General features: G+C 60.2%; 8 protein-coding genes and 1 pseudogene. 6 read left to right on the forward strand and 3 right to left on the reverse strand.

What is annotated here, in order from left to right; genetic code table 11:
• Positions 1-3: 3 nt before the first annotated feature.
• The 3 genes from FBZ97_RS27115 to FBZ97_RS27125 all read left to right on the forward strand — a co-directional run bounded on the left by FBZ97_RS27115 (position 4) and on the right by FBZ97_RS27125 (position 2,259).
• Positions 4-1,038: a sensor histidine kinase gene (locus tag FBZ97_RS27115; protein WP_113395635.1), complete on the forward strand. Its 1,035-nt coding sequence runs from the start codon at positions 4-6 to the stop codon at positions 1,036-1,038.
• A 21-nt stretch (positions 1,039-1,059) separates the two neighbouring features.
• Positions 1,060-1,440: a response regulator gene (locus FBZ97_RS27120; protein ID WP_113420253.1), complete on the forward strand. Its 381-nt coding sequence runs from the start codon at positions 1,060-1,062 to the stop codon at positions 1,438-1,440.
• Between the two features lie 423 nt (positions 1,441-1,863).
• Positions 1,864-2,259, forward strand: coding sequence for a DUF1236 domain-containing protein (locus FBZ97_RS27125; protein WP_145322951.1), 396 nt, complete (start codon positions 1,864-1,866; stop codon positions 2,257-2,259).
• Between the two features lie 77 nt (positions 2,260-2,336).
• Here FBZ97_RS27125 and FBZ97_RS34835 read toward each other — a convergent pair.
• The 3 genes and pseudogenes from FBZ97_RS34835 to FBZ97_RS27140 form a co-directional block, all read right to left on the reverse strand.
• Positions 2,337-2,482 (reverse strand): annotated as a pseudogene (locus tag FBZ97_RS34835) (alpha/beta hydrolase); the annotation flags it as partial.
• A gap of 100 nt (positions 2,483-2,582) precedes the next feature.
• The gene (locus tag FBZ97_RS27135) at positions 2,583-3,179 is read right to left on the reverse strand and encodes a TetR/AcrR family transcriptional regulator (RefSeq protein WP_145322953.1); all 597 of its coding nucleotides are present in this window, start codon (positions 3,177-3,179) and stop codon (positions 2,583-2,585) included.
• A 202-nt stretch (positions 3,180-3,381) separates the two neighbouring features.
• Positions 3,382-4,689: an MFS transporter gene (locus tag FBZ97_RS27140; protein WP_246661859.1), complete on the reverse strand. Its 1,308-nt coding sequence runs from the start codon at positions 4,687-4,689 to the stop codon at positions 3,382-3,384.
• A gap of 316 nt (positions 4,690-5,005) precedes the next feature.
• On the opposite strand from FBZ97_RS27140, the gene FBZ97_RS27145 reads away from it, so the two are divergent.
• The 3 genes from FBZ97_RS27145 to FBZ97_RS27155 all read left to right on the forward strand — a co-directional run.
• Positions 5,006-5,965 carry a hypothetical protein gene (locus FBZ97_RS27145; RefSeq protein WP_145322956.1) on the forward strand — a complete coding sequence of 320 codons (960 nt, stop codon included), beginning with the start codon at positions 5,006-5,008 and terminating at the stop codon, positions 5,963-5,965.
• A gap of 254 nt (positions 5,966-6,219) precedes the next feature.
• The gene (locus FBZ97_RS27150) at positions 6,220-7,971 is read left to right on the forward strand and encodes a ShlB/FhaC/HecB family hemolysin secretion/activation protein (RefSeq protein WP_246661872.1); all 1,752 of its coding nucleotides are present in this window, start codon (positions 6,220-6,222) and stop codon (positions 7,969-7,971) included.
• 10 nt (positions 7,972-7,981) lie between these two features.
• Positions 7,982-15,089 (forward strand): YDG domain-containing protein (locus FBZ97_RS27155; RefSeq protein ID WP_145651033.1); only part of this gene is annotated, 7,108 nt, incomplete at its 3' end.

Consider the following 15,089-nt stretch of genomic DNA (forward strand, 5'->3'; position numbering starts at 1 on the left):
CCCGTGGCCGCGAATGACAGCCATCTCGACTGGGTATTGGTAATCGCGCCTTATCGGCGCGACGCCGAACATTTGGAGATACTCTTAGCTCAGGAGGACGTCATTGCGCGGCGAGCGGAGGGCTTGGAACAATTGAGGGCGCTGTTGGCACAAACGCCCGGTGTCGTGGTTGCGACCCAGGAAGCACTCGATCCGGAGGTGCAGAAGGCGATCGGTCGCCACCTTGTCGAGCAGCCAGAATGGTCCGAGATGCCTATCCTTATCCTATTGGATCGGATGGTTCCTGCGACCCGCGTTCAGGCTGAGCTGTCAACCGTTTGGCCCCGCTCGCGGCAGCTCTACTATCAGCGTCCCGTAACGGCGCTCGAATTGCTAAGTGGCGTTCAATCGAGCCTTTTGGCCCGCCTGCGCCAACGAGACGTTCGGGATCACATCGAGCGCGAGCGCGAGCTTCGGCGTGAGCTCAACCATCGGGTAAAGAACATTCTTTCCAGCATTTCCTCAATCTTCCAGATGACGCGTCGGCGTGCGGTTTCGCTGGATGAGTTCGCCGACGATTTCGCCGGTCGGCTTGCCGCTCTTGCCAACGTACATTCCGCGGTATTCCAGGCGAATGGCGATGCAGCCGAGTTCTCTCATATCGCCGAATTGACCTTCAGCCCATATCGGGCGAAAGGCGCCGATCGCATTAGTTTCGCGGGACCGGAAATTTTGCTGAATGCCGAAGCCGCGACGACGTTGGCCTTGTGCTTCCATGAGCTCGCGACAAATGCGCTTAAATACGGTGCCCTCTTGAAACCAGAGGGCCGGATCAGTCTGAAATGGTCCGTCTCACAAGATGGGAACCTGGATCTCGAATGGCTTGAGAGAGGAGGTCCGCCAGTATCGGAACCGAAAAGGAGTGGATATGGAACACGCTACATCCGCTCGGCGTTATACAACCTCTTTGGCACGCCGCCCACCATCCTATTTCATCCACAGGGGCTACGCTGTACTCAAGTCGGTCCCCTTGCACGCGTGTCACCGAAGGACCTTTGACCTCCAGGAGGCCTTTTAGCCATGTCATCTTCGGCATATCCGCTGCGCATATTCTGTCTTGAAGACAACCCGCTAATCATCTTTCAGCTTGAGGCCATGATTGAGGATTTGGGGCATATCTTTGCGGGGTCCGCCATGAGCTTCACCGACCTCGTCAAAAGACAGGATCTTGGCAGTATAGACGGAGTGCTAGTGGATATCGATCTCGCCGATGGACGCACTGGCCCTAATGCGGCTATCTGGCTTTCCCAGCAGGGGATTCCAAGTATCTTCGTCACAGGCCAGGAGGCGATCGCGGCGGAATATTCCCAAGCGGTGCTTGCAATTATTGGGAAACCGGTGGCCGAGATCGAACTCGCGGAAAGGCTGGAGCTGTTTCGGCACACCAAACCGCAACCATGACCCAAGACGCTGACGATCGCTCGTCGACAGAGGAGCGGTCTTCGGTCGGTTCGAAAGCGGGCTCGTCAATGCCCTGGCGGCTGAAATCCGCCGTGTCTAGCAACCGTCGGGCTTGTCGGCTTTGCTTGGTATTCCCTTGGCACATCTAAGATCATAAGCAAGGCTCTGTTCGCCGAGGGGTGCATGGTTCGCGGGCACGAGGCTTCAGACCGTGTCCACCCACGAACTCTTCCCATACGCGCACTTTCACAGGCCTTTTCGGGGGCTTAGCCGGCGGGTGTTTCGCAATCCGTTACTGATCACGAACCTTGTCACAAGCAGCTAACTCGTGATTGCTCTTGATGGTAACCGAAGAGGAACATTCTCTTTACTGAGTAATTTTCCTTTCAGCTCATAGGAGCTGAAAATCGAAAGGAGAATGCCATGAAAACGAGACTTGTAGTTTCAGTTACTGCCCTTGGCCTTCTGGCCGGTTCGGCGTTCGCGCAATCTTCCACGGTAACCGGCGCTGCGGGCGGCGCGGTGACGGGAGCGGTTGTCGGCGGCCCTGTCGGGGCTGCCGTGGGAGGTGTGGCCGGTGCGATTGCCGGTACAGCGATCGATCCGCCGCCGGAGAAAGTGGTCACCTACGTTCAGGAACAGCCCCTGCCTCCATCCGAGGCCGTCGTGCAGGATCAGATCGTTGTGGGCCGCGCGCTTCCAGAGACGGTTGTCGTCACGCCGGTGCCGGATAACCCGACTTATGCCTACGCCGTCGTCAACCACAAACGCGTCATCGTTCAACCGAAGACGCGCAAGGTCGTTCGCATCCTTGAATAATGCCGAAAGGGCCTCCGAGAGAGGCCCTTTTCATTGCATTCGGAAGGTGGTGCGAGGCGGACTCAAGCTTGCGACCCTGGACCGACGGGAAGCTTATGGAAGAATTGCGCCCGGTTGGCATCGAGCGCCGAGTGGAAGCCGTCGAACACCTCATTTGTGAGACCTTAGGGATTGGCTTCCGTCTTCAGCATCAGGGAGGGACAGCGGAGACGAGGACGGCCTTGTTGCGGAACTCCGCTCATTCTCGGTAAAAGTCGCTGGTTCGGCTCCTCTCAAGAGCGAACATGCTCGGAGCATATTCCCTGAGAATTTCCATGAGCCCGTTACAGCCCAGCCGGCTCGGCACAGCCGAACAGGATTGCTTGGCTCATCTGCCGGTAGCGTGCGGTGATTTCCTCTGGTGACGGTGCGAAAAAGCTCTGATTGGTCCCACGAGCACCGTCGCAGAGCAACTGCACCAAGGTCTCGACCGATATCGTCGGCCGAAGAGTCAGTTGGCCGTTTGCCATGATTTGCTCGAGTAGTGCGGCGAAATCGGCTTGGAAAACTGTTGCAGCTTCTACCATCTCCGGGCGGCATAGGCGAAACGCGTAGTCGTTGACTTCAAACGCGAAAGGTGAAAGCACCAATTTTCTTCTCGTATCGCCATACCGAACGTCGAGCACAGCTGTGACGATATCAAGGACATCGGCGCCAGCCGAAAACAGCCTGCTGCCTTCGCTAAGACTGCCTTGCCGAGTACGCTCATTGTTTTGGCGAACCATTGCCTGGAAAGCTTCTTCCTTGCTGCTGAAGTGATGATAGAGGCCTCGGCGCGTGATATTGCAATATTTTGCCAGTTTGCTCATCGTCATGGCTTCATAGCCATGATCGAGAAAACTCTGGGTAATATTGGAAACCAAGACTTCATAGGCCGACATGCAACGCGCTTTCAACGAATCTTTCAGGTCAATCTATAAGATGCGGTGTGACCATGGAGCAAGAACAGCGAGCATTCGGTACGCGGCTGGCGGTCCCTTTGAGGATTGTTGATAGCCATGCAAAGTTCTCGTGGCGCGAACCGGGAGAGCAGTCTGACAATCCTGATCTTCAAACGTGGCTTTGTCTCCATAGGCTCGATTTTCATACCGCGCGTGCCGCTGTGTTGTCCGGCTCGAACTTGTGGTTGACGATGGCCACCAACGCCAATGCCGACGAGACGATAAGAGCGATTGTCGATACGAAGCTCAGCGCGAGGCCAATCTTGCTTGGATCGCCGATAATGTCCTGACTGACGATGCCGACCAACGTGGGGCCGACGCCCATGCCGATGAGTGTCACAATCAGGACGCCGACTGCGCTTGAGATGCCACGCATGCGTGATGGTGTGATGTCCTGAAGTGCGGCAGGACCGTTCGCAACGATGATTGTGGAAAGAAATGTTGCGGTAGATATCAAGGCAAGCGCGACGTTGAGGGTCGAAGCAAAAGGTACTGCCGCGGTGAACAGCGATGCAACCAGGGCAGCGCCGCACATAAGGATGGGGCGAGCGGCCGCAATACCACGTCGAACCAGGCTATCGCCGAGTACTGCGCCAAGGATCAACCCCGATACACTCGAGGCGATCAAGAGCGGTCCGAGGCTAAAGCCGACGACGACTGGCGGCATATGAAAGGTGCGGATCAACATGGTGGGGATCCATGCACTGTAGCTATAGGCTTGGGTCGCTGCGAAGGCCAGGCAGAAATAAAGGCTCGCGAGTTCCACCCGATTATTCAAGAAATAGGCGCGGATCTCGACCATGCCCGGTACAGCGGCTGGAACGGTTCCGGAATGCCTGCGGGGTTCCTTGAGGCTTGCAGCCCAAAGGGCGACAGCGATGCCAGGCAGTCCGATGAAGACGAATACCATCTGCCATATGTACCGCATGCCGGACAGAAGGAAGACGTGTCCCGCGCTCGATAATTCATGAAGAACCGTTGCTGCCAAAACGAGCGATAGACCGGCTCCGATGAATGCGCCTGTGCTGTAAATGCTTATTGCAAGTCCGCGTCGGCGGGTGGGGAACAAATCGCTGATCAGGGAATAGGCCGCGGGTGTGAGGGCCGCTTCTCCCAATGCGACACCCGTCCGGCACAGCAAAAGAGCTCCAAAACTGCCTGCAAAGCCGCAAGCGGCTGTCATGATGCTCCAGAGCGCGATTCCAACGGCGGCGATCCGCACACGGTTTCCGGCATCAACCCAGCGACCCAGCGGCAATCCGGCGGTTGCGAGAACAATGGCGAAGGTGAAACCCTGCAGGAGGCCGATCTGCAGATCCGTCAGATGAAGGTCCTGTCTCAGCGGCTCCGCCAGGAGACCAAGTATCTGCCGGTCGAGATAGGACAAGGTGGAGGCGATGGTCAGAACGCCCAAGGTGTAGAACGGGTTGATCGGTCTGGGTAAGGGCATCCGCTCAGGTCCTTTTGGCAAACCAGTGGTTTTGCCGATGATATGAAGCGTCCATTAAATTTCCCACCTTCTCGTGCGCGTACAATTCGACACCGGTCGATTTCTCATATTGCAATAATATGAGAAACATTCTCGTTGACAAGTTACCTACGATCCGGCATTTACTTCTCATATTTTTATAATCTGAGAAGTTTTTAAATCGTCGCCAAAGAATTGCGAGTCGGCGCAGCGCTCCTAGTCAGCAGGTGGACCGGAACGATCTGACGAGGACTTTGGATGGTTTCGTTGGCGGATGCGCTAGCCGGAGATCGCATTCTTGGAGCAGATAGTAGAATTTCCGGAGGCATTTCCACCTCTTGCAGGCGAGGGAACAAGCGATCGGCCATGGAGCGGCGTGAGCGGCATGATTTCGCGCGTTTCCTTCCCGTCAGCGGTTTTTTTCCTGGCTTCGGCAATGTTCGAGGCTCATAAGCAATCGCCGCGATCCGCAGCGCTGTTTGCGACACAGCAGCGTTGGCTCCTAAGCCATGCCGCGGTCGCCCACTTTTTTCGGCCTATCGGCGATGTAGAGCCGGGTCTCAGCCGTAGAAGCCTTGGCCTTCTGGCAACCTTCCTTGGTCTTGCGAGCCGCAATACAGCCTATACCTTCTTTGATGAATCGATGAAGTATGGCGTCATTCAGGCGATCGACAGTCCTGTCGCTGGCCATCGTGGATGGGCCAAACCATCGCCTGATTCCCTGTCTCTCCTGGCGCTCTGGTACAATCTGCATTTCCAGGCACTCGATCTGCTCGATGATGGACAAAGATACGTCCAGTTCTCCACGCAATGGGAGAGCTTGCTTCCGTTGATCCAGCCGCTTGTGGCGGATGCTCTGTTCTTCACTCCCGAGGTGCGCACGCCGGGACCGCTCTACAGGATCTTCAGCTGGATCGATTCGGGTGGCTGGGTGATGGACCGGCTGATCGCAGGTGTCGATCGGCAAAGCTTCCCGCAGCCGGAGCGATATCTTACGGATGTCAGCTCTATTGCATATCTGGCCCGGGCGACCGGCCTTTCGAGTGCGCATACAAGCCGCAAGATCTCGGAAGCCCAAGCGATCGGAGGACTTGGCTGGGCTGGGCGGCCAGGGCATTCGCCGATGTGGATTTCGCGCGGCTTCTACGAGGAATATGCGCAGTTTCAGGCGCAAAAGCTGATCATCCTCGATGGCGCGCTCGCCAACGCTTTAAGCGGTGGTGCGCCGGTTTCTCAAGGAGCCAGCAATTGCGAATAAGACGGTCTGTCTTCCTTGGCGTTTGCCGACATTCGCCTGCGGAAACTCCTCAAGATCTCCGAAGTCAAAAATGGATGCTGACCTCTGTAGCCAACTTTATTAGTCCTGCTGCGGGAAGGGGTTGTGCTGGCAATTTTCGACCATTCCTTGCGGAATTCGTTCGAACACGACTGCGTATGCTGAGATTGAGGTTCAATTTGACTTTCGGATACCGTTTTTTCCGATCCTTGGGACTGGCCGCGAGCGTTGCCGTGATGGCGCCGGCATGCCTTGCCTTTGCGCAGACGGCCTCGCAAGTGACGCCGCAGAGCTTCGAGCCGCAGTTGCAGAAGCAGAACAGCGGCATCGTCATTCCCGAAGCGTCCGGCCCTGTCGCGCCCAAGGGGGCCGAGAAGCTCACCGTCCACCTGAAGGCCGTCAAGGTGGAGGGCGGGTTTCCCGACTTTGCTAAGGACGAGGCGTCCGTGGAGAAGAGCCTGACCGGCGGTCCGGTGACGGCGGCCGCCCTCTTCGAGGCGGCGGGTCAGCTCGAGCGGGCTTATGGCGCCAAGGGATACGGCCTGGTGCGTGTGGTGCTGCCGGCGCAGCGCCTGGTCGATGGAGCGACCTTGCGCATCATTGTCATCGACGGTTTCGTTGAAAGTATCGATACCTCGCATCTCCCCGGCAATATCCGCGAACGCATTGCGAAAATGCTCTCGCCGCTGGTGGGTGAGAAAGGGATGTCCAACGACGAGATCGAGCGTCGGTTGCTTTTGGCGGGCGACCTGCCGGGCACGGTGCTGCGTTCGACACTGTCGCGCGGCACGAAGCCCGGCGGCAGCGTGCTGACGATCGAGGCGCGCTACAAGTCGGTCACGGGCTTCATCTCCGGCGACAACAATTCCACCGACGCGCTCGGCAAATACAACACCGGCGTCGGTCTGGACTTCAACTCCGTGTTCGGCTTCGGCGAGCTTTTTTATCTGAGAGCCTCGGGCGCGCCGCGTTTCGGCGGTGACGAAGGCTATTTCACCGGCGCGCCGCGCAACCGGTCCTTGGCCGGCGGTGTAACCCTGCCGATCGGCATCGACGGGCTGACGCTGAACCTTGAAGCCACCGCATCGCGCACGACGCCGGAGGCGAGCGCATCCGGGCTGCAGTTCATGTCGGACTTCACCCGCTATTCGGCCCGGCTTGCCTATCCGCTGATCCGCTCGCGCGAGCTCACGTTCAACCTTAATGGCGGCTTCGATGCCCAGGACGAAGAACTGCAGCTTCTCAATGGCGGCGGTGCCGCACTGTCGAAGGATCGGCTGCGCATCCTGCGCGCGGGCGCGGATCTTTCCTGGTATGTGTCCGGCGATGCGCTCGTCAGTGCTGGTCTGACCGGGTCTTTCGGTATCAACGGGCTTGGCGCACGCAGTGCAGCCGATGCCAATGGCAGCGGCACGCCCTTGTCACGCCAAGGTGCGGATGCCGATTTTCAGAAGGTCGAGGTCAATCTCGGCTATCGCCAGCCGATCGTAGAGCATCTGGTCTTCGATCTCCGCGCGAAGGCGCAGACCTCCTTCGGCCAGCCGCTGCTCAATTCCGAGCAGATCGGCCTCGTCTCCTCCTCGGGCCTGTCGAGCTTCCCGACCGGCTCGATGCAGGGCGATTCCGGCTTCGTGCTGCGCGCCGAGGCGCAGTTCCCCTTCATTGCGAGCTTCACCTTGCCGTTCGGCTGGCCGGAATTCCCGGCGCAGCAGGGAACCAGTCTGCCGGATGGAAAGACAACGGCCGGCGGCGTCGTGGTTTCGCCTTACCTGTTCGGCGCCTATGGCGGCGTCAAGCTCTACCAGCCGACGGCGCTGGAAAGTGGCTTCTCGCGCGGCGCGGCCTATGGCCTCGGCCTGCGGCTGGCAGCGGCCGAGCAGGCAAGCTTCAACAGCGCCAACGTCAATCTTGAATACGGCCGTGTCGAGCACTTCGGCGATGGCTCCAACGACAACCGCTTCACCGTCTCGGCGGCGTTTCAGTTTTAGGATAGCAGCGATGACCCCACAAACGAACCGTCGGACGTTCAGCAATGGAGTGCTTTCGCACAGAACTCGGACCCACAAGGTCCGGCTCGTCGCGCTACTGGCGTCGACGGCGCTTGCCCACGCGACGGTGGCGCCGGCCCAGTCCCTGCCTTCAGGCGGGCAGGTGGCAGCGGGTAGTGTCACGATCGGGACGCCATCGGCCGGCGCCTTGACCATCAACCAGACGAGCGGCAGCGCCGTCGTCAACTGGCAGAGCTTCAATGTCGGCAAGGCCAATCGCGTCACCTTCGTCCAACCCGATGCCAATGCCGCCATCCTCAATCGTGTGACCGGTGAGACAAGCTCGACCATATCAGGCCAGATCAACGCTAATGGCCAGGTCTATCTGATCAATCCGAACGGCATTGCGATCACCAGTTCAGGCACGGTCAAGGCGGGCGCCTTCGTCGCCTCGACGCTCGGCATTTCTGATGACGACTTCATGGGCGGCAAGCGGACATTCACCGGTAATGGCGCCTCTGCCCCGGTGACGAATACCGGTGCGATCACCATCAACCGCGGCGGCTACATGGCGCTGATCGGCGGCACGGTCGCCAATGCCGGTGTCATCACCGTGCCGATGGGCAAGGCGGCCTTGGGATCCGGCGAACAGGCAACGCTGGATCTGTCGGGAGACGGTTTCCTGCAGGTGGCGGTGCCGACCAAGGCTGGCGGCAGTGGGGCGCTGGTCGACAACAGCGGCAAGATCGCAGCCAGGGGCGGCACGGTACAGCTCACCGCCGCCGCGGCCAAGGATATGGCGCGGCAGGCGGTCAACATGTCGGGCACGATTGAGGCCAACGGCGTTTCCGGCAAGAGCGGCGATATCACGCTCACCGGCGGCGACGGCGAAGTGGCGGTTTCGGGCTCGCTCGATGCCGGCAACGCCGCCGGTACGGGCGGCAAAGTCACCGTGACGGGCCGGTCGATCAAGCTTGCCTCCGCCAAGGTCAACGCGTCCGGCAAGACCGGCGGCGGCACGGTCAATATCGGCGGCAACCGTCAGGGGAAGGGTCCGCTGCAGCATGCCGAGACGCTTGATGTCGACGCGCATACCGTCATCAATGCCAATGCGGTGACCATGGGCACCGGCGGCAATGTCGTCTTATGGTCTGACGATCTGACGAACTTTGCCGGCACGATCACGGCCAAGGGCGGCGCAATCTCGGGCAATGGCGGCGAGGCGGAGGTCTCGGGCAAGGCGAAGCTTTCCTATACCGGTCTCACCGATCTGACGGCAGCGCATGGCTCCTTCGGCAATCTGCTGCTTGATCCCTACAATGTGACGATCTCGACGGCGACGGACAGCAACACGGATGGCGGCTTTAACGCCACCGGCAACGACAGCGTCATCAATGTCAACACGCTCACCAACGCACTCCAGACCGCAAATGTCACGGTCACGACCGGCTCGTCGTCGGATGCCAACAATCCGCAGGCCGGTACCATCACCATAGCCGCGCCGATCGCCTGGAATGCGCCGACGACACTGACGCTTGCGGCTGCTTCCGATATCAACATCAATGCCGCGATCTCGGCCCATAATAGCGGGCTGATCGTGTCGTCCGGCGGCACGATCACGACGACGGCTGCGGTGGATATCGGCGCCTTCATCCTCGCATCGGGAAGCTGGGTGCAGAACGGCGCCGTCTTGCCAGCCTTTTCTGCTCAGGACTTCCGCATCACCAACGGCACCTCGTTCCTGCGCGTCACCGGCGGCGACGGCACCAGCGCCACACCCTATACAGTCGCGGATATCTACGGCCTGCAAGGCATCGGTTCGTCCAGCGCCAATCTGGCGAGCTACTGGACGCTCGCCAACAATATTGATGCCTCCGGCACAGCCAATTGGAATGCAGGGGCGGGGTTCGTGCCGATTGGCACAGAAAGCGTGGCGTTCACCGGCTCGTTCAATGGCGGCGGCAATGGAATTTCGGGGCTCACCATCAATCGCTCCGGCACGAGTTATGTCGGGCTGTTCGGCTATGCCGCATATTCCGCGACCATTTCGAATGTCGGCCTTGTTGACGGTTCAATCAGCGGGATGGATTTTGTCGGCGCACTCGCGGGCGAAAATGACGGCACGATCAGCAATGCCTATGCCACGGGCAGGGTGAGCGGTGGCACTTATGTTGGCGGCCTGGCCGGTTGGAACACTGGCACGATCAGCAATTCCCATGCCACGGGCGGGGTGAGTGGTGCCACTTATGTTGGAGGGCTGGGGGGCATCAACAGCGGCACGATCAGTTACTCCTATGCCACGGGCGGGGTGAGTGGTGCCACTTATGTTGGAGGGCTGGGGGGCATCAACAGCGGCACGATCAGTTACTCCTATGCCGTCGGCGCGGTCAGCGGCAACCGTATTGTTGGCGGGTTGGTCGGTGAAAACGACGCGACAATCAGCAATGCCTATGCCACCGGTACGGTCAGCGAGAGCGGCGGTGGTTATACCGGCGGCCTGGTGGGCTTCAACAACGGCGCGATCACCAATGCCTACGCCACAGGCGCGGTCAATGGCTCCGTTGCGGTCGGCGGGTTGACGGGGTACAACCTCGGCTCGATCGACTACGCCTATGCCACAGGTGCGGTCAGTGGCTCTGATGTGGTTGGCGGTCTGGTCGGACAGAATACGGCCACGATCGCCAATGCCTATGCCACAGGCGCGGTGAGCGGTGGCAGCAGATCCGGCGGTCTGGTCGGTTTTAACTTATCTTCCGGCACCATGACCTCCAGCTACTGGGACATGGAGACCACCGGCCAGTCGAGTGCCTGTGGCGTAGCTTGGAGCGCCTGTGGGGCAACCGGCCTCACCACCGGACAGGCGCGTAGCGCGTCGAGCTATTCCGGCTGGGATTTCGGGGGCGTCTGGTATCAGGTCGGGGACATGCGCCCGATCCTGCGCTCGGAGGCCGCGACGGCGGATTCGAACGGTGTGGCCAGCATCTGGAATCTCCATCAGTTGGCGCTGATCGGTGCAAACCTTACTGGCAACTACACGCTCGCCAACAATATCGACGCCAGCGAGACGTCGGGTGCCAACGCCTCCGGCGTCTGGTCGACGGGTGGCTGGGTGCCGCTTGCGAACATCAATACGATGTTCAGTGGCAGCCTCAACGGCAACAACCACACCATCAGCGGCCTCACCGTGACCGGCTACGACCAGGTTGGCTTGTTCGCAGTCTCGGCAGGATCGATCAGCAATCTTGGGCTCGTTGGCGGATCGGTCGCGGGTGTCCGCAGCAACGTCGGCGCGCTGGCCGGCTGGAACTACGGCACGATCAGCAATTCCTACAGCACCGCTACGGTCTCCGGCCTGTTTGAAGTCGGCGGGCTGGTTGGCATGAACATCGGTACGATCAGCAGTTCCTATGCCACCGGCTCGGTCAGCGGCAGCAACGTCTTTGTGGGTGGGCTTGTAGGCTACAACTCCGGCGCGATCATCAACGCCTATGCGACCGGTGCCGTCAGCGGCGGCGCTGTCGGTACGGGGGGCCTGGTGGGCAACAACTCGGATAGGGGGGGCACGATCAACAGCTCCTATGCCACCGGCTCCGTCAGCGGCGGCAGTCGCACGGGTGGTCTGGCGGGCGACAACGGCGGCACGATCACCAATGCCTATGCCAGCGGCGCTGTTAGTGGCACCGACACTGTAGGTGGGCTTGTAGGCGGAAACTACGCGGTTGCTACGATCAGCAACAGCTACGCGATTGGCGCGGTCACCGGCGGCGGCGGGCTGACTGGCCAGAACGACGGGACGGTCACGGCCTCGTTCTGGGACATGGCGACGACCGGTCAGGTCGACGGCACCACTAGCGGCTCCTCGACCGGCATGACCGGCATTACGACGGCCCAGATGGCCGATCCCTTCAGCTTCATCAATGCGGGTTGGGATTTCGCCAATGTCTGGGGCAAATCGACGAGCGGCGCCAATGGTGGCTATATGATGCTGCGCTCGCTCAGCAGCGGCCTCTATGATGACTATGTCAAGATCGGCAGCGGCACCCGCGCCTATGGTGACGCCAATTCGATGATCACCGGCGCGACGCTTTCGGGCGCCGGCACCAGCAATGTCTCGCTTTCCTGGGGCGGTGCGATTGCCGGCACAACCAATGCTGGAACCTATAATTATTCCGACCCCAACATCGTCTCGGTGACGGAGAACGGTCCTCGCACGGCCTATATCGATTATAGCGGCACACTGACGATTTCGCAGCGCGTGCTGAGCCTGACCGGCAGCCGAACCTATGACGGCACAACCAATGTCGCCGCCGGCAATCTGTCACTCGACAATTTCGCCAATGGCGAGACGCTGACGCTGACCGGCGCGGGCTCCATGGCCGACAAGAATGCCGGCACCGGCAAGGTGCTGTCGGTTGGCACGCTGTCGCTCAGCAATGGCAGCGGCCTGGCCTCGAACTATACGCTGATCGGCGGCACCGACACGGTCGACATCGCCAAGGCGACGATCTCCGACATCACCGGCATCACGGCAATCAATAGAACCTATGACGGCACCACCAATGCGGCGTTGAACACGGCGGGTGCCGTCTTTAACGGTATGATCGCCGGAGATAGTATGACGGTCAGCGGCGGCACCGGCGCCTTCGCCGACAAGAATGTCGGCACCGGCAAGACGGTCAGCATCTCCTCGCTTTCGCTCGGCGGCACAGACGCCGGCAACTATACGCTTACCTCCAATACGGCGACGACCACGGCCGATATCGCCAAGGCGACAATCTCTGCGATCACTGGCATCACCGCCGACAACAAGACTTATGACGGCACGACCAATGTGGCGCTGAACACCGCGGGTGCGGGCTTCACCGGCATGGTCGCCGGCGACGCGCTGACGGTTGCAACCTCCAGCGGTGCCTTCGCCGACAAGAATGCCGGCACCGGCAAGGTGGTCAACATCTCCGGCCTGACGCTTGGCGGCGCGGATGTCGGCAACTATACGCTTGCCTCCGATACGGCGACGACCACGGCCGATATCGCGAAGGCGACAATCTCTGCGATCACCGGCATCACGGCGAACAACAAGACCTATAATGGCAACACGACTGCCGTGCTGAACACGTCAGGCGCTGGTTTTACCGGCATGATCGCCGGAGATAGTCTGACGGTCAGCGGCGGCACCGGCGCCTTCGCCGACAAGAACGTCGGCACCGGCAAGACGGTCAGCATCTCCTCGCTTTTGCTCGGCGGCACAGACGCCGGCAACTATACGCTTACCTCCAATACGGCGACGGCGACGGCCAACATCACCAAGGCGACGATCTCCGACATCACCGGCATCACGGCAATCAATAGGACCTATGACGGCACGACCAATGCGGCGTTGAACACGTCGGGCGCTGGCTTTACCGGCATGATCGCCGGAGATAATCTGACGGTTAGCAGCGGCACCGGCGCCTTCGCCGACAAGAATGTCGGCACCGGCAAGACGGTCAGCATCTCCTCGCTTTCGCTCGGCGGCACAGACGCCGGCAACTATACGCTTGCCTCCAATACGGCGACGGCCACGGCCGATATCACCAAGGCGACGATCTCTGCGATCACCGGCATCACCGCCGGCAACAAGACCTATGACGGCACGACCAATGTGGCGCTGAACACTGCGGGCGCCGTCTTCAATGGCATGATCGCAGGCGATAGCCTGACGGTCGGCACCGCGCTCGGCGCCTTTTCCAATGCCAGTGCCGGTACCGGCAAAACGGTCGGCATCTCCGGACTGATGCTTGGCGGAGTCGATGCGCAGAACTACAGGCTGGATACGAATACGGCAACGACGCTCGCCGATATCGGCCAGCGTGTCGTCAACCTCTCGGGCAGCCGCACCTATAACGGTTCGACGGATCTCGATGCCTCGATCTTCACGCTGTCGAACCTGGTCGGCGGCGAGACGCTGACGCTGTCCGGCACTGGCACCATGTCCGACAAGAATGCCGGCTCGGGCAAGGGCGTGACGCTTGCGTCGCTGGCTCTGGGCGATGGTACGAATGGCGGCCTTGCCTCGAACTACACGCTGGCGGGTGGCACGGACACGGTTGATATCGCCAGGGCTATGATCTCATCGATTGGCGGGATCACCGCCAACGGCAAGATGTATGACGGTACGACGGACGCGACGCTGAACACAGCGGGCGCTGTCTTCAACGGCATGGTGTCGGGGGACACGCTTTCGCTGGGCAATGGCTTCAGCGGCGCCTTTTCCGACAAGAATGCCGGCACGGGCAAAACGGTCACCATCTCCGGCCTGTCGCTAGCCGGCGCGGATGCCGGAAACTATACGCTGGCTTCCAACATGGCCACGACACTTGCCGATATTGCCAAGCGCGCCATCACGGTCACGGCCGACGGCGCACACCGTACCTATGGCGATGCCAATCCGGGCTTCACCTATACCGTCGGTGGGAGCGGCCTCGTCGCGGGCGATACGCTCTCAGGGGCGTTGGTCACCTCCGCGACGACGGCGTCGGGAATCGGCCACTACGGCATCACGCTCGGGACGCTTGCTAACTCGAACTACGACATCAGCTTTACCGGTGCCAACCTGACGGTCACTCCGCGTGCGCTAACCGTTACGGCGGATGCGAAATCGAAGATCTATGGCGATGCAAACCCGGCGCTGACCTATACCACCTCAGGCTTGGTCAACAACGACACGCTCTCCGGATCGCTTGTGACTTCAGCAGGACAATATTCCGGCGTGGGCGGCTACGCGATCACTCTTGGCAGCCTTGGCAATGCCAACTACGCGATCACCTACAATGCGGCCAACCTGACGGTCACTCCGCGTGCGATGACGGTAACGGCGGATGCCAAGTCGAAGACCTATGGCGATGCAAACCCGGCGCTGACCTATACAACTTCGGGCCTGGTCAATGGCGACATGCTTTCCGGATCGCTTTCAACTTCGGCGGGGCAGTATTCGAATGTTGGTAGCTATGGCATCACCCTTGGCAGCCTCGGCAACGCCAATTACGCGATCACCTACAATGCGGCCAACCTGACGGTCACTCCGCGTGCGATGACGGTAACGGCGGATGCCAAGTCGAAGACCTATGGCGATGCAAACC

It is taken from the genome of Rhizobium sp. ERR 942, from assembly GCF_007828395.1.
GTDB lineage: Bacteria > Pseudomonadota > Alphaproteobacteria > Rhizobiales > Rhizobiaceae > Rhizobium > Rhizobium dioscoreae.

Excerpts from the sequence above, each read along its gene's own strand:
- FBZ97_RS27140 (WP_246661859.1), bottom strand. The coding sequence starts at position 4,689 with ATGCCCTTACCCAGACCGATCAACCCGTTCTACACCTTGGGCGTTCTG.
- FBZ97_RS27135 (WP_145322953.1), bottom strand. The coding sequence starts at position 3,179 with ATGTCGGCCTATGAAGTCTTGGTTTCCAATATTACCCAGAGTTTTCTC.
- FBZ97_RS27120 (WP_113420253.1), top strand. The coding sequence starts at position 1,060 with ATGTCATCTTCGGCATATCCGCTGCGCATATTCTGTCTTGAAGACAAC.
- FBZ97_RS27125 (WP_145322951.1), top strand. The coding sequence starts at position 1,864 with ATGAAAACGAGACTTGTAGTTTCAGTTACTGCCCTTGGCCTTCTGGCC.
- FBZ97_RS27150 (WP_246661872.1), top strand. The coding sequence starts at position 6,220 with ATGGCGCCGGCATGCCTTGCCTTTGCGCAGACGGCCTCGCAAGTGACG.